Below are 22,280 nucleotides of genomic sequence, written 5' to 3'. Positions count from 1 at the left end.
AGAAACCATGACCACCACCGAGACCCGGCTGCCGGAGTCCGTCACCACCTTCGTCGCCGCCGCGGCCCGCGACGCCGAGAAGGCATTCCGGGTGTTCCGGGAGACCGGCACCGTTTCCGGCAACGGCACCGTCAATTTCGTGGAGCGCGTGCCCGGCGAGGAGATCGCCGTCGCCCTGAACGAACCGGGGCCGTGGGCCGAGGGCCGTACCGTCGCGCCGGTGGTCGCCACCTTCGACGGTGAGGTGCTGTCGGGGACCGGCTCCGCCGGATTCGTCACCGGCTACGCGAAGGTGTTCCGCGCGCATCCGGAGATCACCTCCGTGGTGCACATCCACACCCCGTGGCTGGGCGGGTGGGCGCAGACCCATCGAACGCTGCCGATCCGCTACGCGGCCGCCCAGCGGCTCACCCTGTCCAGGGCCATTCCGCCGCACATCGACCGCAGCGTCGGCGCGGGCGATTTCATCCTGTCCAAGCTGGTCGAGGATCCCGATCTGGTCGCGATCTTCGAGGCCAACGGCGGAGCGAACGTCCTCGGTCGCTCGGGACTGCTCGAGCTGGCGAAGTTCGTCGTGCTGCTCGAGGAGGGTGCGCAGTACCAGGCGATCGCCGAAACCTTGGGCGGCTCGGTCGAATTCGATCCGTCCAACCTCGCGGTGCAGTGGAGCCGCACCGGCCTCGCCGACGAGGCCCGCCGCCGCGGCCTGATCTGACCGTCCCCATCCAGCGAACCCGAGGAACGATCATGACCATTCGTGTCGGCTACTTCCCGCACAACAATTCCCTGTTCGTCCTGCGCCACCGCGGCATCCTGGAGCATCTGCTGCCCGAGGTGGAATGGGTCGACCTGCGCGAGCTGCCGCGCCCGGCGCCGGTGGACCCGAGGACGGGACTGCCGTCGCTGCACTCCGATCATCTGTTCGACGGCGGCTACGACTTCATCGGCACCGGCTTCACGCCCCCGTTGACCGCGCTCGCCAACGGACGCGACATCGTCTACGTCGGCATCTCCGGACCCCGGGTGGAGAACGGCCGCTTGGTTACCGAAGCCGATTCCGGCATCGAGACGGTGCTGGCTCTGAAGGGCAAGCGGATCGGGATCGCACACGGTTCCTGGCAGACCACCCTCGCGCTGCTCGCGCTGGACCGCGCGGGCCTGGCGTGGAAGGACATCGAACCGGTGGACATCGACGTGCACGACGGCGGCGCGGCGCTGCTGCGTGGCGACCTGGACGCCTGGGTCGGCGCGTATCCGGGTCTCGCCGCGATCGAGGCGGCCGCCGACCTGCGCACGCTCGTGGACACCGAGTCGCTGTTCAGTCACCCCTCGCTGTGGTTCACCCGGCGGGACTTCGCCGAAGGCAACCGCGCGGCGCTGACGGCGATCATCACCGCCTTGCAGCAGTCGGACGCGTGGATCCGGGAGAACCCGCGCGCGGCCGCTCAGTATTTCGTGGACGACGTGGTGGCCCGTGGTGGGACCACGAGCCTCGACGCGTGGGAAGCCGCTCTGCGCGGCAGGCCCTTCGGTGTCCAGCCCGTCTCTGAGGAATTCCTGGACGAGCAGCAGCACGCGGCCGATCTGCTGGCCGCCAACGGCCTGCTGCCGAGCACGGTCCGGGTCCGGGACGCCGTGCTGCCGTGGATCGGCGAGACGGTCACCGCGAAATCCGGCGTAACGGTCTGATCGGACGAACGGCGGGCCGGGTGTCGGAGCGACCCCGGCCCGTTCGGCGTGTCCGAGGAAATGTCAGCGCGATGAGATATTCGACCGTCCGCCGTGTCTTTCGGTGGAGCGCAGCTCGAACCAATAGGCCGCGACAACGGTGGCGTAACCGGCGACGACGGCCGTCGCGGTGACGATCAACAGCGTGATGAACAGTGGAATCAAGAAAGCGGTGTGCATTGTGCCCTCCCCGCGGTCACGGTGATCTCAGCGGAAGGTTCGGCGCCGCACTGCACCGACATCATGTCAGCCCCTGCACTCAGTGAAATCGTAGAGGTCGCAGCGTCGTCCGGCACGACCGGAGGCTGTGAGTTGAATCATGCCGATGACGGTGTGTCGCGGGGAATACACCTTCGCAATACGATCTAATCGATCTTGTCACGAGTTTCCCGGCGAACCACCGGAAAACAGGACACGACCACGACACGGGACCGCCGGATCGGCGGCCGTGAGCGTCGCAGTGCCCGTGGCGCGCCGAATTCCTCGGTAGCGCAGCTCTTTCTCTCGAATCTGTCTCCGGCATCACCTCGGCATGCGAAAAGGAGCACGAACGTGAGCATGATTCTGGCCGCGCTGCACGACACCGTGATCGCGCAGCAGTTCGAAAATCCGACCGCGGAAGAGCCGCCGCTCGCGGACAAACTGATGCAGATGGGCCGCTATTTCACCTGGCTGGTCCAGCTGTCCGGGATCACGGCGATCACCTACGGCGGCGGCCGGTTCGCGTGGGAGAAATGGAACGGCGGCAGCCTCCAGTCGCCGAAGATGGTCGCCAGCGCGATGGCCGGGGGCGCGGTGGCCACCAGCGCGGGCACGATCATGAACTCGATCATCGGCTGACACGGCCCCGGACTCGTGACGCGCCGGCCCGACGTCGACAGTCGGGCCGGCGCTCGCATTTCGGTGGCGACGATCGTCGAATGTGTCCTGAAAAGGCGACCACCGCGGCCCGCTCGGAGGACGAGACCGTGCGATGCCGCACTCGGCCAGCCGGGGTGGTGGAACATGCGCATCGCGCGCGGCGCGAGCCGAGACGCCGTCGGTGCGGTAGAAAGCAACCGCGAACCGGGTCCGTCTCGAAGGTGACGGCCCGACCGTAGACAAACCCGTAACGCGGAGCCCGGCCGTGACGTACTCGACAGCGGCACCGGCCGCGCCCGGCGACGACGGCCGCACTGGAGTAAAGGAAACACCATGGGCACCATCGCAGTTCACGAGTTCATCGCACTCGACGGGGTATACGAGGATCCGTCCTGGACCTTCGAATACGGGTTCGACCCGAAGATGGGGGAGACCCTCGGCGCGATCACCTCGGCATCCAAAGCGATCCTGCTGGGCCGCACCACGTTCGAGATGTTCGCCCCGGCCTGGTCGACCCGCACCGTCGAGGACGATCCGGGCGCGCCGTTCTTCAACGACACGACGAAGTACGTCGTCGGGGCGCGGGAGCCGCAGGTGGAATGGGCCAACAGCATTCGCCTCGGCGCCTACGACCCCGAGATCATCCGCGACCTCAAGAACGAGGTCGACGGCAGCATCTACGTCAGCGGCAGCGGCACGCTGGTGCGGGCGCTGCTCGCGGACGGGCTGGTCGACGACCTGCACCTGTTCGTCTATCCGATCGCGCTCGGCAAGGGCAAGCGCCTGTGGGGCGAGGGTGTCGACGCGACCGAACTGGCACTCGAGGAGCACGAGGTCTACGCCAACGGCGTCGTCCACCTCGGATACGGCCCCGCCGAGGCCTGATGAAACGCGGAAGGGCGGCCCTTGCGGGCCGCCCGGGCGATCCGGCTCGCCGCCGGGTGTGGCGAGCGGAGCCGGATATGTCAGCGCCCTCCGGTGCAGTAACCCTCGGGGGTGTACTGGCACGGGCGCTCGTTGCGTCCCTGGTATCCACCGTGGTTGCTGCTGCGGGCGCGCTCACCCACCCCGGAACCGCGCTTGTCGGCCGGGTTGTGCGAGTACCGATCCGCTGTGGTGGTTACCGAGGACTCGGGCGAAGCGACTGCCGCCGCCGTGATGACCGCCCCGCCGATCAGCGCCGAGGCCACCACTCGACGCACTGTCACGCGCTTGCTCGTGTTGTGCATAAGATTCATCCCGTCGATTAACGTGCCGTCATATAACGATACATTGATCGGTGGACCGCCAGTAGGTAACTTCACCAATGCTGGGAAGCTTTTCCCCCGGCAGGGTGCGGTTTTCGGTGGTGACCAGGCGTGATGACCTGTGGTTAGACGGCTTGACCTGAGCATCGTGCCGTTCATCAGGTCTTCAGGGTCTACTGCGCCTGCCGCCGGGCCGCCGAAGCTATGCGGATACGACGGAGGTTCTGCCGCGCTCTATCGATCGGCGCGAAGTCCCGTGCCCGAGTCGCGAGGCTTACCGACGCGCAGAACGCGCGCCACTGCCGACGGATCGGTGGGGTGTGACGGTCCGATCGCGCACCTTTCGCGGCAGGCGGTCACGGTCGTGAACCGTCCATGCCGTGCGCCCGGCGCTTGTGCTGCCAGCGCTCCGGGTCGGCCTCCAGGGCGGCGCGGTCCCAATGGCCGAGGTCGGCGGCGGCGGCATACGTCGTGTCGAGGAACTCGAGCAGCGCCCGCTCCGGCGCTTCGGCCGTGCGCACTGCCTCGTACGGCAGGAGGAATTGGCGATAGTCCTGGCTGTAGAAGGCCTCTCGTGGACCGACCCGGTAGTCGGCGAACCCCTCGGGCTCCGGGTACGCGTAGGCGTAGAAGGCGCCTTCCGCGCCGCCGCCCGGCCAGAAGCCACAACTGCTCAGTTCGTGCGAGTAGCCCTCGACCATGACCCAGTCGCCGCAGTTGGGAGCGCCACCCGGATGCCGCGGAGCGGATCGGCCGGAGAATCTGGTGCACGCCAGATCCATCGCGCCCCAGAAGAAGTGCACCGGGCTCACCTTGCCGATGAAGCGGGAGCGGAACTGGTGCATGACGCGATCGGCGGCGAGCAATTGCCGCCAGAACAAGGTGGCGGCCGCGGCGTCGTAGGAGCGGTGCTCGTAGTCCTCGGCGAACGGAATGGCGGGCTCGACCTCGTTCGGCTTGGCTTGGATTCGTACCGGAATGCCGAGTTCGTCGAGCGCGGTGACGACTTCGCCGTAGAAAGCCGCTACCGGCTTCGGTTCGAGCGCGATATGCCGGGTTCGGCCGTCACTGGACCGGATGTGCAGCCGATGATCGAGGAAGTCGAATTCGATATCGAAACACCCTGTCGGGTGCGGCACGGCGGAGGTGGTCAGCCCCCTCGGGCTGAGGTAGAAGGTGACCTGCCACCAGTGGTTGACCAGCGGAGCGTGCGAGAGCCTGATCTTGCCGACGATCTGCGTCCACATGTGCAGCGTCTCGCGCGTGGGCGTCCAATCATCGACGCGCAACATCGGCCACGGCCCAGGGGTGGTCTCGGAGCCTGTCACTGCCACACCTCCGTCTTTTCGGGATTCTCGGTGCCAGTGCCGTGCGCGGACGCCCATGAAGGCGCGGCGCAGCGTTTTGATCGTCACCGTACCTGCTGGTAACGCACCGGGCAGCCCGACATGCGCTGAGAATGGCAACTGTCTGGCAACGTTCGGGGTGTGGCTCCGAGTTCGATGACTCGGAGCGAGGAGTGGCTCCGCGGCCGACGGCTGCGCCTCAAGGTCGGCGGGGCCAACTGTCGTGCGGCGATGGCATGCTCGCCACCGGCAGCGCGGCGCCCTTTCCGGTTGCCCGGGCTCGCCGACGGGAATTCGGATCCCACACCATAGCCGCGGCCGCACCGCCGAGAAGAATTACGACGATGGCGACGATCGCCACCCACAGCAGTACCACCGCTATTTCTCCAGTCATCCCCGTCCGCTCCATAGGGCACGTTATGCAAAGGCGGACAATTGATTTCGCAATTGCGAGCATTCTTCCCGCCCAGGGCGAACGGCGCGAATCGGCGCGCGGATTCTGTGGTGTGACAGCACCACTATCACCGAGGTTTGGGATACGTCTGGTAACGCATAATGTCGCGGACAGGAAGCTCGGGTGTCCTTGCGCGAAAACGGGATCTGGTCGAGGGATCGGTGCGAGTGTCGCACGCGGGGCGGAACTCGCTGTCCTGGGTGTGTATTCCTCAGGGCTCGAGCAGATCGGCGGTCTCCTCGCCGAGGAGGGGCCCGAGGGCCGTGCCACGATCGCCGGCCCCGGTGATCACCCAGACGTGGCGGTCGACTCGTGCGCGGACAACCCGGGACGCCGGGGTCGATACTCTGGCTGCACACGCCTGCCCACCGCCGCACGACCGGCGGTAGTTCGCGGCCCAGTAACTCCTCGGTCACGCACGTGAGGTGCTCGTAGGGGGCCTCGTGCACGTCGAACGCGAACGGCTCGGTGTGCGCGTGGGTGTCGCCGATGGTCAACCCGCCGCGCAGGCGCTGCACGCATAGTGGTTGCGTCCGGTGCTCGGCGGCGGTCGCTGTCTGCGACTGTTCGCGGTTCAGGCAAGTGTTGTCACCTCCGGCGTCGGCCGCGCGGAGCACTGCTCAGCGTTCGTGCGGCGCAGAGCGAGCGCCGGCGCCACGCGGACTATAGGGTCGTTCGTCGACGCCGACGTTCAGTTCGCCTCGAAGGCGGTGGCGACGATCGGGCGCACCTGTTCCATGGTGGCCGTCCCGGATTCGCGTGCCACGGAGGTCATGTCGACCTCGGGGAGCCCGCAGGCAACCGCCCAGTGCCAGGGTTCGAGGTCACCGTTGACGTTGAGCGCGAAGCCGTGACTGGTGATCCCGCGGCTCTGGCGCATGCCGATGGAGACGATCTTGCGGCCGGTGTGCCTGGTCCACACGCCCGTGAGCAGCTCGGAGCCGGCCGGGGTATCGCGGCGTTCCGCGGCAATGCCCAGCAGGCCGAGTGCCTCGATCAGGCGGAACTCGACCTCGCGGATGTAATCGACCACTCCTTCGCCGGGATCGAGCCGGACGATGAGATAGCCGACCAGTTGACCGGGGCCGTGATAGGTGAGCTGGCCCCCGCGCGTGGTCTGCACGACCGGGATGTCATGGGCCGGGTCGGGCAGGTGGTCCTGCGGCGTTCTGCGTCCGATGGTGTAGACCGGCGGGTGGCTCAGCAGCCACAAGGTATCCGGCCGCGCACCGCTGTGGCGTTGGTCGACCAGTTCACCCATGCGCTCCATGGCCTTGTCGTAGTCGACGAGGTCGTCCTGGATCAACGTCAGCGGCCTGGATCGCATGCTCCGACGATAACGCTCTCCCGCGCAGGGGAAGTTCGCCGCCTTCGGATGTCCATCTCGGCGGCCACACACCGCAACCTCCGTCACAGTGTCGGCGGCAGGCCGAAGGGCCGGAACAACTCCTCGCCGAGGAAGACGGTGATGCGTTCGATGGCGGTCTCGGTCGTGGTGAGAACGTGGATGGAGTGCGCGCGGTGGGTCCCGTCCGCGTCGCGCAGGTAGTAGGCGACGGCGGGCTGGGTGTTGGCGGCGGTCGGCACGGCCCGCCAGGTGTCGCCGTCCTGGTTCGCCTTGTGTGCGAAGAAGGCGACCACGTGGGCGCGGCCGGCGAACCAGACCAGGGCGGGTGGCATCTCGAGCACCACGTCGTCGCGCAGGAGCTTGCCGAGTTCGTCCATATCGCCGTTGCCGAAGGCGGTGACGTAGCGATCGATCATCGCGCGCTCACCGGGGCTGAGGGATTCGGACATCCGATCGATCATGGGTGCGGCCTTGTCGAGCTGGGCGCGGGCGCGTTGCAGCGCGCTGTTGACCGCGGCGGGGGAGGTGTCGAGCAGATCGGCGACCTCCGCGGCGGACCAGGCGAGCACGTCGCGCAGGAGGAGCACCGCGCGCTGGCGGGCGGGCAGGTATTGCAGCGCGGCGATGAAGGCGAGGCGGATGCCGCTGCGCGCGGCCACCACGGTCGCCGGGTCATCGGCCGAGTTGCCGAGCAGGGCATCGGGAATCGGTTCCAGCCAGGAGATTTCGGGATGCCGGACCGGCCGGGGCCGGACGGTCGCGGCCGGTTCGGTCAGGTCGGTGGGCAACGCCCGCCTGCCGCGCTGTTCGAGCGCGGTCAGGCAGGCGTTGGTGGCGATGCGGTACAGCCACGTGCGCAGCGAAGCGCGCCGCGCGTCGAACCGGTCGGCGGCCCGCCAGGCCCGCAACAGGGTTTCCTGCACCAGGTCCTCGGCGTCGTGGACGGACCCGAGCATGCGGTAGCAGTGTGCGAGCAGCTCCGGCCGATAGGTCATGGTCTCGGCCGCGAAATCGGCGCCGATGGTCATCGTCGCAACCTACCGAGCCGCGACCGGCTGCGCGTCGGTGGGCGCGGCGACGGGCGCGCCGGCCGGTAGCAGCAGGCCGAGCGCGGCGCCGGTCAGCGCCAGCAGCGCCGCCGTGCCGATGGCGGCGGCGAATCCGGTGCTGAAGGCCCCCGCGGATCCGAGACCGCCGACCGATGCGAAAACCGCCGCGGGTAGCGCGATTCCGAACGCGCCCCCGAGCTGACGCAAGGTGTTGAACGTGCCCGACGCCGCGCCCACCGCCGACAGCGGCACCGAACGCAGCACGGCGCTCTGTGCCGCGGGAATGGCCATCGAGACGCCGACGCCGCTGAGCACGAAGGGCGCGATCATGGCCGGGTAGGACAGCTGCGGCCCGGCCATGATCGCGAGGCAGCCGTAGCCCGCGGCCTGCATGAGCAGTCCCGCGACGACGAGCGGTCGTTCACCGAAGCGGTTGACCTGCCTGCCCGCTACCGGCGCGACGAGGAACAAGGTGATCGTCCACGGCGCCAGCCGCACCCCCGCGCCGAGCGGACCGTGGTGCTGGACCGTCTGCAGGAACTGCGCGAAGAAGAACGCCCCGCTGAAAATGGAACCGAACAGCAGGAACCCCACCGCGTTGCCGATCGAGAAGCCGCGCGCGGCGAACAGCCGCATCGGGATCAGCGGCGCGGTGGCCCGCCGCTCCCAGCGCACCAACGCGACCAGCGCGACCGCCCCGAGCGCGAACGCCGCGAGGACTTCCGCACTGCCCCAGCCCGATTCGTTGCCGCGCAGCAGACCCCACACCGATCCCAGCGCGGCGGCGCCGGCCAGCCCGATGCCCGGGTAGTCCAGTCCGCGTGCCTCGCCTCGGCTCTCCGGCAGCCGGGTCAGCATCAGCGGCACGAGCAGTGCGGCGATCGGCAGATTCAGCCAGAAGATCCACTGCCATGTCGCACCCTCCACCACCGCGCCGCCGACCAGGGGACCGCCGAGCGTAGCCAGTCCGGTCACCGCCGCGAACAGCCCGAGCGCGCGGGTGCGCTGTTCGGGCGGGAAGGCAGCCGACAACAGTGCCATGCCCACCGGCATGACGGCCGCCGATCCCACGCCCTGCACCGCGCGGGCGGCGATCAGCCAGCCCAGGCTCGGCGCCAGCGCGCACGCGGCCGACGCCGCCGAGAACAGCAGTACCCCGGCGACCAGCACGCGGCGCCGTCCGTATCGCTCGCCCAGCGCCGCACCCGCCATCAACAACACCGCGAAGCTCAGGGTGTAGGCGTTGACGGTCCACTCCAGTTCGGCGATCGAGGCGTGCAGGTCGATCTGGATCGCGTGCAGCGCGGTGGTGACGACCAGCGCGTCCAGCGAGATCAGTAGCGCGGCCACCGATGTCAGCGCGAGTACCCAGCGCTGTCCCGTGGTCATATTCATGGGCGAAAGTCCTCCTCCGATAGGTTCGCCAGTACCTACCGGCGCCACGTCCGCGATTCATCGCGGGTGCGGAAATTCGCCGCGAACTCGTCCCGTGATCCTCAGCCCGGCTGCGGGGACCGGCGCGCGCCGCGCCGCCTGACGGAATACGGACCCACCAGCATGTACAGACCGGAGAACAGGAGCAGGGCGAGCGGGAGCAGCGGCAGGTAGGACACCCAGATGACCGGCTGCTCCTGGGCCAAGGCGACGAAGGTGGCGAGGACCGTCGCGACGAAGACTATGCCCGACCCGCGGTGCAGTTGCCGGACCCGTGGAGCGGAAGCGCGGGGAGCCCCGGCCTGCGGAATGTTCGCGGCTCGGCTTCGTCGGGTAGCGGCGTACGACAACACGAAGATGCCGAGACCGGACAAGAGCAACAAGGTGAGTGGTGCCAGCGGCACGTAGGACACCCAGACCGGACCCTTCAGCGCCAAGGTGACGACGGTGACCACGATCGTCACCGTGAAGACGATGGCAAGCCACCGGTGTGTCCGTCGAACCCGATCGTTCCAAGTCATGCGTCCTCCTCTGCCTGCGATCCCTCCGCGTCCCGGCGATGCGCCGGGCGGACCTCCGTGCCGATGACGGTAGTTCCGGCTCGGTGACCAGCGCTTCTCGAATCCTGATCGTTCGCAGAACTTCTGTCGGTTGATCTCTGTCGGCACGGGTATGCATGAGTCATGCATGATCAGCGTTTGGTGAATCTGCTGGGGGCGGCGGCGCTCGCGATCAACGATGTGCTGCTCGCCGAGGTGCACAGCACCGGTGCGGTGAGCGCCAGCGGTGCGAGCGCGCTGGTGACGCTCGCGCAAGCGCCGGGTCTCGGCGTGACCGACCTGGGCAGACGAGTGGGCCTGAGTCAGTCCGCGACCACCCGCATGGTCGACGCGATGGAGGCCGCCGGACTGATCCGCCGCGCTCCCGGCGCCGGCCGGCTGGTCGGTGTGAGCCTGACGCCGTCCGGCAGCGAAACCGCGGGCCGGATCCTCGCCGCTCGAGCCAGGCGGCTGACCGCGCTGGTCTCCGACCTCGACGCCCACGAGCGAGAAGCGTTGACGGAGTTGCTGGTGAAGTTGCTCGCCCGGCTGTACGGGGAGATCGGCAGTGCGGATCTGTTGTGCCGGTTGTGTGACCGCGGCTGCTGCACTCGATCGGCGGTGTGTCCGGTGGGCCAGGCCGAGCGGGACCGGGAGGCCTGATCATGGGCACGCTTCTGGCACTGGTCTCCGCATCGAGTTACGGCTTGTCGGATTTCGTGGGTGGCGTGGCGTCCCGGCGCGTCGGGTTCGTGCGCGTCGCCTTGCTCGGGCAGCTCGGCGGGCTTGCCGTCACCATCCTCGCCGGCCTCCTGGCTCCCCGGCTCGTAGCGCATCCGTCCGATCTCGGGTGGGGAGCGCTGTCCGGGGTGGGTACCGGTATCGCGATGACATTCCTGTTCCGGGGCATCAGCCGCGGAGCGATGTCGGTGGTGGTACCGGTCAGCGCCGTGGGTGGCGTCGCGTTGCCGGTCCTCGTCGGCACCGCCGTCCTCGGGGAACATCCGGCGCCCTCGGCGTGGGCCGGGATCGCGGTAGCCGTGCCGGCTCTCTGGCTCGTCGCGGGCGGCAGCACCGGTACCGCCGCGAAGGCCCGCGCCGCCGTCGGCGACGGACTGATCGCCAGCGCCGGGATCGGCGTGCAGTACCTGGCCTTGGCCCAGGCCACACCGGCCTCCGGTATCTGGCCGGTGACCGCGGGCCGGGCAGCGGCGGTCGTTCTCGTCGCCCTGTCGGCGTGGAAGATCGCGTCCGGAGCCGGCGACGCAGCGACGGCCCGGCCACATCGGGCCGACCTCGCCGCCGTGTGCTCCGGCGTCCTCGCCGCCGCCGCACTGGTGTCCTACCTCTTCGCCACCCGGACCGAGTACCTGGCCGTGGCGGTCGTGTTGTCTTCGCTCTACCCGATCGTCCCCGTGGTGTTGGGCGTCTCGGCGCTGAAGGAGCGGTTGCGCCGGAGCCAGATCGTCGGGCTGGCCGCCGCGTTGGTCGCGAGCACTGTCATCGCCACTTCCTGAGACCTCGTCGGGTGCGCTTCCGTCCTCTGCTGCGCGGCACCTGCCTTCGTGACCGATCCGATCACCAGGGAAGGGTGCCTTCGGCGTCGAAGTAGCCCCCGGTGGGCCCGTCCGGACTCACCTGCGCCATCCGCACGATGATCTCCGCGCCGCGCTCAACGGTCTGGTGGCCGGTTCCGCCGTTCAGGTCGGTCTTGGTGAACCCGGGCTCCACCGCGTTGATCCGCATTTCCGGAAACGCCTTCGCGTACTGCACGGTGATGACGTTGACCGCGGTCTTCGACGCCGGATAGGCGATGCCCGGGTAGGCATACGCCGGGGTGCCCGGGGTGGCGACCCTGCTCAGCGAGGCCAGGCCGCTGCTGACATTGACCACGACCGGGGCCGTGGAACGCCGCAACAGCGGCAGGAACGCGTGCAGGACCCGCACCGTGCCGAAGACGTTCGTCTCGAATGTCTGCCGCATCAGTTCGGCGGTGAGGTCCGCCGCGCCGGTCACGGTATCGGTGGCGCTCCATTCCGGTGCGATGCCGGCGTTGTTGACCAGTACGTCCAGGCCTCCGCCTGCCTCGATGGTCGCGACGGCGGCCGCCACGGACGCGTCGTCGGTGACGTCCAGACGCACCGGCCGCGCGCCCAACTGTTCGGCGGCCAGGCGCCCGCGCTCGGCGTCGCGGCTGCCGAGGTAGACGGTGTGGCCCGCCGCGAGGAGCCTGCGGGCGGACTCGAAACCGAGCCCCTTGTTCGCTCCGGTGATCAGTGTTGTCGTCATGATCACCGACGCTAAGAGCTGGAGCGCGCTCGAAGTCAAGCCGAGCCGCATGCCGACCTCGAACACGACCCAGCCCTAGTGGTCGAGCTGGGACAGCGCGAAGGCGGTGAGGAAACCCGCCACCGTGATCAACCCGACCCACAGGTGGGCGTCCTCGAATGCCTCCGGAATCATGGTGTCGGTGATCATGGCCAGGATCGCGCCCGCGGCCAAGGCGGTGATCGCCGCGAGCACGGCGGGCGCGGCGTCGCCGAGCAATCCGTAACCCGCCATGGCGGACACGCCGCTGATCACCGCTATCGCGCCCCACAAGCCGAACACGTAACGCGGGTGGCGGTGGGCGCGGCGCATACCGGCCGCGCTGGACAGGCCCTCGGGGATATTGCTGATGAACACCGCGGCCACGGTGACGGCGCTGACGGCCTTGCCGCCGAGCAAGCTGGTCCCGATGACGATGGACTCGGGCACACCGTCCAGTAGCGCGCCCAGCGCGATGGCCGTGCCGGAGCCGGACTGTTCGGCTTCGCTGGGCTGCTGGTCTCCCGAACGCTTGCGGTGGCGAGCGCCGCGGCGGGCCAGAGCGAGGTTGGCCAGGGTATAGATCACCGCACCGGACACGGCACCGAGTGCGGTGGGCGGCAATCCGGCGCGTTCGTGCGCGTCGGCGATCAACTCGAACGACACCGCCGACAGCAGCACCCCGCTGCCGAACCCCATCACGCTCGCCACGATCTTCGGCGGGACGCGCGCCAAGAATCCCACCAAAGCCCCCATCAGCAGGGCGGATCCGGCCAGCAACCCCCAACCGCCCGCAGCCCACAACCCTGACACCCGACCGTCTCCTCACTGCTCGAACCCGCAGAAACCAGCGCGGATCATCGCTGACTTCTCGTCCGAGCTACCCGCACCGCCGGGGTCGGAAACGAGGCGCCGCCGGTGCGCGGCATTCTGTTCTCGCGAGGGGTTGAGCCGTTCTGTGCTTGACTTGCGATCGAACACCAATGGTCGGATGAGCTCCGGCGGACAACGGCGAGAGCAGGACGGTAGGCGGCCCGTGGTGATGGAAAGTGCTGTGTCGGCGCGCGGCAGTGAGTACGCGGTGTTGCTGCGCCGGGTGCGGGGCGCGGGACTGCTGAGCAGGCGGCGGCGGTACTACGTCTGGAAGAGTGCGCTCACAGCCGTGGCGTTCGCGGCCGGGTGGACGGCGTTCGTGGTGGTCGGCGACTCGTGGTGGCAGCTGGGCGTCGCCGCGTTCCTGGCCGCGGTGTTCGCCCAGATCGCCTTCCTCGGCCACGATGCCGGACACCGGCAGATCTTCGGTACGCGGCGCGCCGACTACCTGTACGGCGTGCTCTTCGGCAACCTCGGTATCGGGGTGAGCATCGGCTGGTGGACCAGCAATCACAACCGGCACCACGCACACCCGAACACCGAGGGCGCCGACCCCGACGTCATGGGTGTGCTGGCGCATTCCGGCGACCGAGCACACGCGGCCCGGGGCCTGCGGCGGCTGATTTTCCGGAACCAGGCCTGGCTGTTCTTTCCGATGCTGCTGCTGGAGGGCTGGAGCCTGCACTACGCGAGCGCCCGTGCGGTGCTGCGATGGGACATCCCGCACCGCGCCTGGGAGGGACTGTTGCTCGCCGCGCACGCCACCGGGTACCTCGGCGCGGTGTTCCTGGTCCTGTCCCCGGCCGAGGCCGTGATTTTCATCCTCGTGCACCAGGGCCTGTTCGGGCTCTACATGGGCTGCACCTTCGCGCCCAACCACAAGGGGATGGAAGTGCTGGCGGCCGACGACTCGAAGGACTTCCTGCGACGTCAAGTGCTCACCTCCCGCAACGTCCGCGGCAGCCTGCTCATCGATACGGCCTTGGGTGGCCTGAACTATCAGATCGAGCATCACCTGTTCCCGTCCATGCCCCGGCCCAACCTGCGCCGAGCCCAGCCGCTGGTCGCGGAGTTCTGCGCCGAGCGCGGGCTGCCCTATTGCCAGACCGGCCTCCTGGACTCCTATATCCACGCGCTGCGCCACCTGCACAGGGTCGGTCGACTCGCTCGGCCGCTGGCCCCTGTCGGCCCGATCGAGCCCTCGGCAGGCGCGGCGACCGATCGGGTCGGGTGAACCTCGCGCCGCACCGACGTTTTCGCCGTGGTGGTGGTGGTATGCCCAGCCGGTGACGACCTCGTCCGAATACGACAGTCGCCTGCGGAGTCTGGCCGCCGAGAAGTTCGGCTGGGCACACCTGCACGACGAGCAGCTGCGGGCCATGGCGCAGGTCATGGCCGGTAAGGACGTGCTGGTCGTGCTGCCGACCGGTGCCGGTAAGTCGGCGATCTATCAGGTGCCCGCATTGCTGCTGGACGGTCCGACCGTGGTGGTGTCTCCGCTCATCGCGTTGCAGAACGATCAGATCGACAGCATCGAGGACAGCCGTGCTCCGGATGCCGTCGCGTTGAACTCCACCCAGAGCAAGAGCGAGCGCCGAGCGGCCTGGGACGCCCTGCGCCGTGGCGATGCCGGATACATCTTCCTCTCGCCGGAGCAACTGGCCAACGACGACCTGGTCGACGACCTGGCCGCCCTGCGGGTTGGCCTGTTCGTGGTGGACGAGGCGCATTGCGTTTCGGCGTGGGGGCACGACTTCCGGCCGGACTACCTACGGCTTGCTCCGGTGATCGATCGCCTCGGGCACCCCGGGGTGATCGCCTTGACGGCGACCGCCGCACCGCCGGTGCGCCGCGATATCGTGTCGCGGCTGGGCATGCGCGACCCTGGCGAAGTCGTAGCCGGTTTCGATCGGCCGAACCTGCGCCTGGCTGTCGACCGATTCACCGACGACGCCGACAAGCGTGAGGCCGTGATCGCCCGCATCCGGACACTGACCTCCGACCCGGCGACGCGCCGCGGACTCGTGTACGTGGCCAGCCGCAAGGACAGCGAGTTCTATGCCGCGGAATCAGCCGCGGCCGGCATCCGGGTAGCGGCCTACCACGCGGGCATGAGGGCCGCTGATCGCGAGCAGGTGCATCAGGACTTCCTCGCCGGCGCGATCGACGTGATCGTGGCCACCTCGGCCTTCGGCATGGGCATCGACAAGCCCGACGTGCGCTTCGTCCTCCACGCGTCGGCTCCGGATGCGCTGGACTCCTACTATCAGCAGATCGGCCGCGCCGGACGTGACGGCGAGGCCGCGGAGATCACGTTGTTCTACCGTCCCGAGGATCTGAGCCTGCAAAAGTTCCTCACCGCGACGACGGCCCCCGAGGACACCATCGCCGAAGTGGCACACGCTCTGTACCAGCACGATCATCCCGTCCGGCCGTCCCGGCTCGAGGTCGCCGCCGCCCCCGCTCGGCGCACTCGGGCGATCAACCTGCTCGAACAGGTCGGCGCGATCACCATCACCGAATCCGGCCTGCTCGAAGCGGATTCCGGGCGTACACCCGGCCAGGCGGTCGAGCAGGCGGCGGAGGCCGCGCGGGCCTACGAAGAACTGGCCCGCTCGCGCATCGAGATGATGCGCGGCTACGCCGAGACGACAGGGTGCAGGCGACAGCATCTGCTCGGTTACTTCGGTGAGCAACTGCTCGATCCGTGCGGCAACTGCGACACCTGCGATGCCGGAACCGCCGCGCGGCGCACACCGGGCGCCGCCGAGTTCCCGGTGCACAGTGCTGTGCGGCACCGTGATTGGGGCGCCGGGAGCATCATGTCCGCCGAAGCCGATCGCATCACCGTGCTGTTCGAGGAAGTCGGATACAAGACCCTGTTCCTGCCCGAAGTGCGTAAGCACGACCTTCTCACCCGGGGCTGAGCGAGGTGGTGGGCGACCGCGGTCGCGGGGTGCGCGGACAGCTCAGCGGCCGAGCCGCCGACGGCGGGAACCCGAATCATCCCTTTCACGGAAGGACCGCACCATGAACCTGGGACTGTCCACCACTTTGCACACCAGCTTCGACGACGCCGCCGCACGGACCCGGACCGCCCTGAGCGAGCAGGGATTCGGCGTCCTCACCGAGATCGACATCCGAGCCACCCTGAAAGCCAAACTCGACGAGGACATCGAGGACTACCTGATCCTCGGGGCCTGCAATCCATCCCTGGCCCACGAGGCGGTCGGTATCAACCGGCAGATCGGGCTCCTGCTGCCCTGCAACGTCGTCGTGCGCCGGAACCCCGACTCGGACGCCGAGATCCTCGTGGAAGCGATGAATCCGCAACTGTTGGTCGAGGTCACGAACGAACCGGCCCTGCAACCGGTAGCCACGCAAGCGGCCGTCAAGTTACAGGCTGCCATCGACTCCCTGGATTGAACGGATTCCCTCGATCGAGATGTGCCCGGAGCGGACCGCACGGCTGGCGCCCGGCGACACGGATCGGCTGGGGAACTCGATGCGGTAACTGTCGAAGTCGATCTGCTCGAGTGCGACGCCCGGTCCGAAATCGGCCGGCGCGGGAATCGAGTCGATGATGTGCAGCGGTGCGTGGCGGTGGGGCGCGGCGAAGCGCACGGCGGCGAGCGCGGACTCCGACCCGTCGACGCCGACGGGGACGGGGGGATTCTCGGGGTCGGCAGACATGACTTTCGCTTTCTGAACCTGGTGGGCGGCCATGACCGGGCAGTGGACATGTCGTGTACTCGAAGAGTAGGGATCGGCGCGGCCGCCCACGCCTGGCGTTGGTCCCGGATGCGAAGGGCTTTCGGCAGCGGCGCCGGGCCGGAGAAGACAGCCGTATCCGGCACTGCCGACCTACCGCGAGAACCGTGATCCAGGGTCCGAGGTCCCCTCCGGGGAAGGACCTTCGTCTCTGCCGATGACCCGCCCGAGGCTCGATGCTCGAAGTGGCCGCAGTGCACGCGGAGTGGAAGGGAAGGCGGCATGGACATCGACAAGGTCTCGCGCGCAACACAATCGAACTCTCCGATCCTGGCGGCGGTGGACGGATCGGCCAGTTCGTATCAAGCGGTGGCTTGGGCGGCAGCCGAAGCGGCGCTGCACCGTTGCGCGCTGCACATCATCACGTCCATGGCCATACCCACCGGTTTCGGGCCGGGTATCTCGCTGGGGGAGGCCGACCTGGAGTGGCTGCGCCGCGACGGCGACCGAATCCTCGCCGAGGCCGCGCGGGTGGCGCGGACAGCAGCACCCGGCGACGAACCCGCGATCACCACCGAGGTGAGCTTCGAGTTGCCCATCCCGCTGCTCATCGACCGGTCCGCGCGAGCGCGGATGCTGGTGGTCGGCAGCCGCGGGCTCGGTGCGTTCCAGCGTGGACTGCTGGGTTCGGTGAGTACCGCGACCACCCACCACGCGCACTGCCCGGTCGCGGTGATCCATGGCATCTCCGCGATCGACGCGGTGTCGGCCCGTCAACCTGTGCTCGTCGGCGTCGACGGCACCGGCAACAGCGCGCCCGCGGTCGAACTCGCCTTCGAGGAGGCATCTCGGCGGAAGGTCGACCTCGTCGCGCTGCACGCATGGAGCGATACCAGCGGTCTGGACATGCCTGCCCGAGGGTGGGACGCGGCCCGCGAATCGGCGGAGGCGGTCTTGGCCGAGAGCCTGGTGGGGTGGGGGGAGCGCTATCCGGACGTCACCGTGCGGCGCGTCGTCACGGCGGATCGGCCGGTGCGGTCCCTGCTGGAGCAGTCGTCGGATACGCAATTGGTGATCGTGGGTACGCGCGGTCGAGGCGGATTCGCCAGCACCGTGCTGGGGTCGACCAGCAACGCGCTGCTGCACTCGGTGGAGGTGCCGATGATCGTCGTTCGTTCACGGTGAGGTGGGACGGCCGACGTTCGGACGGGTGCGCAGGTGCGCGCTGTCTACCGCCGTCATCACCGAGGTCTTCCGGCACCGCTGTCGAACCCGCGGAGTTCGGTGGCGATGATCGCCGCGGCTATGCGCCGTCGTTGCCATCGCGCAGGGAATGGATCATGCTCCGCAGGATCCGGAACGCGCTCGACTGCTCGGTCTCGCTCAGGCCGGCCAGCATTCTGACCTCGACGGACCGGACCGCTACGGTCGCCTTCTCGAGGCTCCGCCGTCCGCGAGGCGTGAGCCGTGTGGGAAGAACCTTTCCGACGGGTGCCTCCGCGGGCCTGGTCACGTAGCCGTCTCGTTCCAGGGCTTGGAGCAGCACGTTCATCGTCTGCCGTGTCACGAACGCGCCCCGCGCGAGCTCGGAGTTCGACAGGCCCGGTCGTTGAGCGAGCAGCTCCAGGCAGGAGTAGTGCGTCACGCTCATCCCGAGTGGCCGCAGCACCTCCTCCATGGCCACGCGAAGGGTGCTCGAGGCCTCTTTCAGCAGGTAGCCCAGTGACCTCTCCAGGTCGACGCCCGCGCCGTCTCGACTCATGTCAGCATTCTGACATAGACTCACCAGTGTCAGAAAACTGACACAGACTCGAGGAGCATCATCATGCCCGTCACCGGCCCCGACTTCATCTCCCTCCAAGCGCGCGACCTCGCCGCTTCACAGGCGTTCTACGAGCAGTACCTCGGCCTGGTCCGCTCGCAGGCCGGACCTCCGCACGCCGTCGTCTTCGAGACGGAACCGATCGCGTTCGCACTCCGCGACGTCGTTCCCGGCACCGATCTCGCCTCCGTTGCCCAGCCCGGCATCGGTGCCGCGATCTGGCTGCACGCCACGGACGTCCAGGCCATTCACGATGCTCTCGTCGCCGACGGTCACACCATCGTCTCCGCACCGATCGACGGCCCCTTCGGCCGGACATTCACCTTCGCCGACCCCGACGGCTACCAGGTCACTCTCCACGACCGCGTCTGATCGGCCCGACGCAACGGACGGATCAGTGTCATGTCGGCGGGAGTCGCCTCATCCGGCGCCGATTCGCACCGGCTCGGCCGCCGCGATGTCCCGGTGACAGCGCCGCGGAACCGGGTTACGCGTCGAGCACGCGTGGCCGGCGTTGCACTACCGGCGGCTCGGTGGACCACGGGAAATTGATCCACCGGTCGGTGCGCCGCCACACGTACTCGCTGTCGACCTTCGACCACGGCTTCTGGTAGATCACCGCGCAGCGCACCTCGGCGACTTTGCCGGAGCAGAAGTCGCGAACCAGTTTCAGGGTGGCGCCGGTGTCGGCGACGTCGTCGGCGACCAGCACCGTGGCGCCGGCCAGATCCACGGTCTGCGGCACCGGCGGCAGCATCACCGGCAGTTCCAGGCGCTGGTCGATACCGGTGTAGAACTCCACGTTCATCACGTGCAGGTTCTTCACGTCCAAGGCGTAGCCGAGGGCGCCCGCCACGAACAGCCCGCCCCGGGCGATCGACAGGATCAGATCGGGCTCGAAGCCGTCCGCCGCGATGGCCGCGGCGAGTTCCCGGCTCGCGGAACCGAACGATTCCCAGGTCAGTACTTCGCGATCCGTCACAGGCTCTCCCTCTCGCTGGACGCGACGCAGTGAGCATACGAGGGCGCGCCGGGGTTTCCCGGCGGGTTGCTCGGCGCGGTGGAAAAGGAGAAGGGGAAGATGGCCGGAAATCTCGATATCCCGTCCGTATCTCTCGTCCGGCCTGCGTGTTTGCCGCCATACGCTCGAGCGCATGGACAGCCACTACGACGTGCTCGTCATCGGTTCCGGCTTCGGCGGCAGCGTGGCCGCACTGCGAGCGACCGAGAAGGGATACCGGGTCGGCGTACTCGAGGCGGGCAGGCGGTTCGCCGACGACGAGTACGCGAAGAACTCCTGGCATCTGCGCGAGTACCTGTGGGCGCCGAAACTCGGCTGCTACGGCATCCAGCGGATGACCTTGCTCAACGACACCTTCATCATGAGCGGAACGGGAGTCGGGGGCGGGTCGCTGGTGTACGCCAACACGCTGTACGAGCCGCCGGAGAAGTTCTACCGCGACAAACAGTGGGCGCACATCACCGATTGGCGCGACGAGCTGACGCCGTATTACGACCAGGCCAAACGCATGCTCGGCGTCACCCAGAATCCGGCGACCACACCTACCGACCGGATTCTGCGCGAAGTCGCGGAGGAGATGGGCATCGGCGACACCTATCGCCGCACACCGGTCGGAGTGTTGTTCGCGGACAACGATTCCCGTCCGGGTCAGCAGGTCGCCGACCCGTTCTTCGGCGGCGTCGGACCGGCGCGCTCGACCTGCACGCACTGCGGCGAGTGCATGACCGGCTGCCGGCACGGCGCGAAGAACACACTGGTGAAGAACTATCTCTACCTGGCCGAAAAAGCCGGGGCGACAGTGCATCCGCTCACCACCGTGACCGACGTGCGGCCACGGCCGGAGGGCGGTTACGAGGTGCGGACGGTGCGCACCGGGCGGTGGGTGCGCAAGGAGAGGCGGACCTTCACCGCCGACCAGGTGATCTTCGCGGCCGCCGCGCTCGGCACCCAGAAGCTCTTGCACCGGTTGCGCGAGAACGGCAGTTTGCCGCATGTCTCGCCGCGGCTGGGACATCTGGCCCGTACCAACTCCGAAGCGGTGCTCGCGGCGCGGTCCCTGCGCAAGGACTCCGACTTCACCAAGGGCGTCGCGATCACCTCGTCCATCCACCCCAACGAGTACACCCACATCGAGCCGGTCCGCTACGGCAAGGACAGCAATGCGATGAGTTTGCTCACCACCGTGCTCGTGGACGGCCAGGAAGGCAGGGCCCGCTGGTGGCTGGGGGTGCGGGAACTCATCGCGCAGCGCCGTCACCTGCATCGGCTGCACAATCCCCGGCGCTGGTCGGAGCGCATCATCGGCGTGCTCGTCATGCAGAACGTCGACAACTCGATCGTGACCTACACCAAGCGCGGCTTGTTCGGCAGGCGGATGACGACCAAGCCGGGCGACGGCATCGCGCCGCCGACCTGGATTCCGGAGGGCCACGAGGTGACCAGGCGGATCGCCGAGAAGATCGGCGGCCTTCCGCAGGGCGCGTGGACCGAGCTGATGAACATTCCGATCACCGGCCACTTCATCGGCGGCTGCGCCATCGGCGACTCGCGCGAGACCGGCGTCGTCGACGCGTATCACCGGGTCTACGGCTATCCCGGCCTGCACATCACCGACGGGTCGACCATTTCGGCGAACCTGGGCGTGAATCCCTCGCTGACCATCACCGCCCAAGCCGAACGCGCCATGGCGCTGTGGCCGAACAAGGGCGAGGACGACCCGCGCCCGCCCCTCGGGAGCGCCTACCGCAGGCTCGCTGCGATCGAACCGAAGAACCCGGTGGTCCCCGTCGCCGCGCCAGGTGCGCTGCGGCTGCCGATCACTCCGGTCTGAGCGGGCGGAAATACGGTCGCGCGTGGTCGGATCCGGTGACAGGATCGGCGTTGTGCCCGTCCATGTCACCCTGGAACCGCTCGACGAGCGATGCCTCACCGATCTGCTGCGCGCGGCCGTGGCGGACGCGGAGCCGGGCGAGGTGATGCCGGTCGAGGAGCCGGGCGACGGCTGGGACGCCGACCGGACAGCGGGCTTCCTGGCGTTCCACCGAGGCCGGGCGCTGGCGAGTCCGCCGATCGAGTCGACCTACGGCATCCGAGTGGACGGCGAGGTGGTCGGGGCGGCACGCCTGTTTCCGCTGCCCGACGCGCCGGGAGCCGCCGAGGCCGGAGTATGGATCGGCCGTTCCCGCAGGGGAGCGGGCATCGGGACCGCGGTGCTCGGTGGGCTGATCGAGCGGGCGAGAGCGGAGGGTTACGCGAAGCTCTTCGTGAGCACGACGGCGGACAACACGGCCGTGTTGCGCATGCTGGCAGCCCGCGAGATCGCGTACGCGGTGGTCGACAACGCGGTGACCGCCTGGGTTCGCTGCGATTGACCTGTCGCGCTGCACTCTGCCCCGGACTTATCGCAGCGGCGAGAATTATTGCCGCCGCGCGAAGTACATAATCGACCGCGAGGTCGCGTCGTCCACGGCCGCTCGTGTCCCAGGGGCTGTCTCGTCCGCGATGCGGTCGCCGGCGACGGTGCCACCACCCACGAGACA

The 22,280-nt window shown here is 68.5% G+C and carries 25 protein-coding genes and 1 pseudogene; 13 read left to right on the top strand and 13 right to left on the bottom strand.

Translation table 11 applies throughout. From position 1 onward, the window contains the following. Positions 1-7: 7 nt before the first annotated feature. Positions 8-715: a class II aldolase/adducin family protein gene (locus ACZ6DL_RS22745; RefSeq protein WP_466053939.1), complete on the top strand. Its 708-nt coding sequence runs from the start codon at positions 8-10 to the stop codon at positions 713-715. Between the two features lie 32 nt (positions 716-747). Then, positions 748-1,689 (top strand): ABC transporter substrate-binding protein, encoded by a 942-nt coding sequence (locus tag ACZ6DL_RS22740; protein WP_466053937.1) that lies wholly within the window; start codon positions 748-750, stop codon positions 1,687-1,689. 63 nt (positions 1,690-1,752) lie between these two features. On the opposite strand, the gene ACZ6DL_RS22735 is transcribed toward ACZ6DL_RS22740, so the two are convergent. Beyond that, positions 1,753-1,908 (bottom strand): hypothetical protein, encoded by a 156-nt coding sequence (locus tag ACZ6DL_RS22735; protein WP_466053936.1) that lies wholly within the window; start codon positions 1,906-1,908, stop codon positions 1,753-1,755. Between the two features lie 378 nt (positions 1,909-2,286). Here ACZ6DL_RS22735 and ACZ6DL_RS22730 point away from each other — a divergent pair, with 378 nt between their 5' ends. Together ACZ6DL_RS22730 and ACZ6DL_RS22725 are read left to right on the top strand one after the other, a co-directional pair. Further along, positions 2,287-2,568, top strand: a complete 282-nt coding sequence (locus tag ACZ6DL_RS22730; protein ID WP_040866379.1) for a hypothetical protein — start codon at positions 2,287-2,289, stop codon at positions 2,566-2,568. A 354-nt stretch (positions 2,569-2,922) separates the two neighbouring features. Next, positions 2,923-3,474, top strand: a complete 552-nt coding sequence (locus ACZ6DL_RS22725; RefSeq protein ID WP_466053934.1) for a dihydrofolate reductase family protein — start codon at positions 2,923-2,925, stop codon at positions 3,472-3,474. 80 nt (positions 3,475-3,554) lie between these two features. Here the strand turns inward: ACZ6DL_RS22725 and ACZ6DL_RS22720 are convergent, their stop codons facing one another. From ACZ6DL_RS22720 to ACZ6DL_RS22690, 7 genes and pseudogenes are all read right to left on the bottom strand, one after another. Beyond that, complete coding sequence (locus tag ACZ6DL_RS22720; RefSeq protein ID WP_157114064.1) at positions 3,555-3,797, bottom strand: hypothetical protein; 243 nt, start codon at positions 3,795-3,797, stop codon at positions 3,555-3,557. A 395-nt stretch (positions 3,798-4,192) separates the two neighbouring features. Then, on the bottom strand, positions 4,193-5,128 hold the full coding sequence (locus ACZ6DL_RS22715; protein ID WP_466054323.1) for a DUF5996 family protein: 936 nt from the start codon (positions 5,126-5,128) through the stop codon (positions 4,193-4,195). A gap of 719 nt (positions 5,129-5,847) precedes the next feature. Next, positions 5,848-6,214, bottom strand: a pseudogene (locus ACZ6DL_RS22710) (FAD-dependent oxidoreductase); the annotation flags it as partial. A 113-nt stretch (positions 6,215-6,327) separates the two neighbouring features. Next, entirely contained in the window at positions 6,328-6,963 is a 636-nt protein-coding gene (gene lipB, locus ACZ6DL_RS22705) for a lipoyl(octanoyl) transferase LipB (RefSeq protein ID WP_466053931.1), read from the bottom strand. Positions 6,964-7,046: 83 nt separating this feature from the next. Further along, complete coding sequence (locus ACZ6DL_RS22700) at positions 7,047-8,012, bottom strand: sigma-70 family RNA polymerase sigma factor (RefSeq protein ID WP_466053929.1); 966 nt, start codon at positions 8,010-8,012, stop codon at positions 7,047-7,049. Positions 8,013-8,021: 9 nt separating this feature from the next. Then, complete coding sequence (locus ACZ6DL_RS22695; protein WP_393236058.1) at positions 8,022-9,428, bottom strand: MFS transporter; 1,407 nt, start codon at positions 9,426-9,428, stop codon at positions 8,022-8,024. A gap of 101 nt (positions 9,429-9,529) precedes the next feature. Continuing rightward, positions 9,530-9,988, bottom strand: coding sequence for a hypothetical protein (locus ACZ6DL_RS22690; RefSeq protein ID WP_466053926.1), 459 nt, complete (start codon positions 9,986-9,988; stop codon positions 9,530-9,532). A gap of 162 nt (positions 9,989-10,150) precedes the next feature. Between ACZ6DL_RS22690 and ACZ6DL_RS22685 the strand changes: the two genes are divergently transcribed. Together ACZ6DL_RS22685 and ACZ6DL_RS22680 are read left to right on the top strand one after the other, a co-directional pair. Beyond that, positions 10,151-10,669, top strand: coding sequence for a MarR family winged helix-turn-helix transcriptional regulator (locus ACZ6DL_RS22685; protein WP_466053924.1), 519 nt, complete (start codon positions 10,151-10,153; stop codon positions 10,667-10,669). Positions 10,670-10,671: 2 nt separating this feature from the next. After that, complete coding sequence (locus ACZ6DL_RS22680) at positions 10,672-11,523, top strand: EamA family transporter (protein WP_466053923.1); 852 nt, start codon at positions 10,672-10,674, stop codon at positions 11,521-11,523. 61 nt (positions 11,524-11,584) lie between these two features. Here ACZ6DL_RS22680 and ACZ6DL_RS22675 read toward each other — a convergent pair whose 3' ends face one another. Together ACZ6DL_RS22675 and ACZ6DL_RS22670 are read right to left on the bottom strand one after the other, a co-directional pair. Beyond that, positions 11,585-12,295 carry an SDR family NAD(P)-dependent oxidoreductase gene (locus tag ACZ6DL_RS22675; protein WP_466053921.1) on the bottom strand — a complete coding sequence of 237 codons (711 nt, stop codon included), beginning with the start codon at positions 12,293-12,295 and terminating at the stop codon, positions 11,585-11,587. Between the two features lie 75 nt (positions 12,296-12,370). Next, entirely contained in the window at positions 12,371-13,126 is a 756-nt protein-coding gene (locus ACZ6DL_RS22670) for a ZIP family metal transporter (RefSeq protein ID WP_466053919.1), read from the bottom strand. 229 nt (positions 13,127-13,355) lie between these two features. Between ACZ6DL_RS22670 and ACZ6DL_RS22665 the strand changes: the two genes are divergently transcribed. From ACZ6DL_RS22665 to ACZ6DL_RS22655, 3 genes are all read left to right on the top strand, one after another. Then, the gene (locus ACZ6DL_RS22665; protein ID WP_466054321.1) at positions 13,356-14,420 is read left to right on the top strand and encodes a fatty acid desaturase family protein; all 1,065 of its coding nucleotides are present in this window, start codon (positions 13,356-13,358) and stop codon (positions 14,418-14,420) included. Positions 14,421-14,472: 52 nt separating this feature from the next. Further along, a complete protein-coding gene (locus ACZ6DL_RS22660; RefSeq protein ID WP_466053917.1) occupies positions 14,473-16,113 on the top strand; it encodes a RecQ family ATP-dependent DNA helicase in 1,641 nt (546 codons plus the stop codon). Positions 16,114-16,216: 103 nt separating this feature from the next. After that, entirely contained in the window at positions 16,217-16,612 is a 396-nt protein-coding gene (locus tag ACZ6DL_RS22655) for a DUF302 domain-containing protein (RefSeq protein ID WP_466053915.1), read from the top strand. On the opposite strand, the gene ACZ6DL_RS22650 is transcribed toward ACZ6DL_RS22655, so the two are convergent. Further along, on the bottom strand, positions 16,583-16,912 hold the full coding sequence (locus ACZ6DL_RS22650) for a hypothetical protein (RefSeq protein ID WP_466053913.1): 330 nt from the start codon (positions 16,910-16,912) through the stop codon (positions 16,583-16,585). The two genes, ACZ6DL_RS22655 and ACZ6DL_RS22650, sit on opposite strands and share 30 nt — an antisense overlap. Before the next feature lie 267 nt (positions 16,913-17,179). Here ACZ6DL_RS22650 and ACZ6DL_RS22645 point away from each other — a divergent pair, with 267 nt between their 5' ends. Then, entirely contained in the window at positions 17,180-18,082 is a 903-nt protein-coding gene (locus ACZ6DL_RS22645) for a universal stress protein (protein WP_466053911.1), read from the top strand. Between the two features lie 118 nt (positions 18,083-18,200). On the opposite strand, the gene ACZ6DL_RS22640 is transcribed toward ACZ6DL_RS22645, so the two are convergent. Next, on the bottom strand, positions 18,201-18,659 hold the full coding sequence (locus tag ACZ6DL_RS22640) for a MarR family winged helix-turn-helix transcriptional regulator (RefSeq protein ID WP_466053909.1): 459 nt from the start codon (positions 18,657-18,659) through the stop codon (positions 18,201-18,203). Positions 18,660-18,722: 63 nt separating this feature from the next. On the opposite strand from ACZ6DL_RS22640, the gene ACZ6DL_RS22635 reads away from it, so the two are divergent. After that, entirely contained in the window at positions 18,723-19,091 is a 369-nt protein-coding gene (locus ACZ6DL_RS22635; RefSeq protein ID WP_357039168.1) for a VOC family protein, read from the top strand. Between the two features lie 115 nt (positions 19,092-19,206). On the opposite strand, the gene ACZ6DL_RS22630 is transcribed toward ACZ6DL_RS22635, so the two are convergent. After that, positions 19,207-19,701, bottom strand: coding sequence for a phosphoribosyltransferase (locus ACZ6DL_RS22630; RefSeq protein WP_466053907.1), 495 nt, complete (start codon positions 19,699-19,701; stop codon positions 19,207-19,209). A gap of 172 nt (positions 19,702-19,873) precedes the next feature. Between ACZ6DL_RS22630 and ACZ6DL_RS22625 the strand changes: the two genes are divergently transcribed. Both ACZ6DL_RS22625 and ACZ6DL_RS22620 read left to right on the top strand, forming a co-directional pair. Next, positions 19,874-21,571, top strand: coding sequence for an FAD-dependent oxidoreductase (locus tag ACZ6DL_RS22625; protein ID WP_466053906.1), 1,698 nt, complete (start codon positions 19,874-19,876; stop codon positions 21,569-21,571). Between the two features lie 52 nt (positions 21,572-21,623). Then, positions 21,624-22,112: a GNAT family N-acetyltransferase gene (locus tag ACZ6DL_RS22620; RefSeq protein WP_466053904.1), complete on the top strand. Its 489-nt coding sequence runs from the start codon at positions 21,624-21,626 to the stop codon at positions 22,110-22,112. The last annotated feature ends 168 nt before the right edge of the window (positions 22,113-22,280 follow it).

It is taken from the genome of Nocardia sp. NPDC041819 (assembly GCF_055590505.1).
This window is presented reverse-complemented; position numbering and strand designations above follow the sequence as displayed.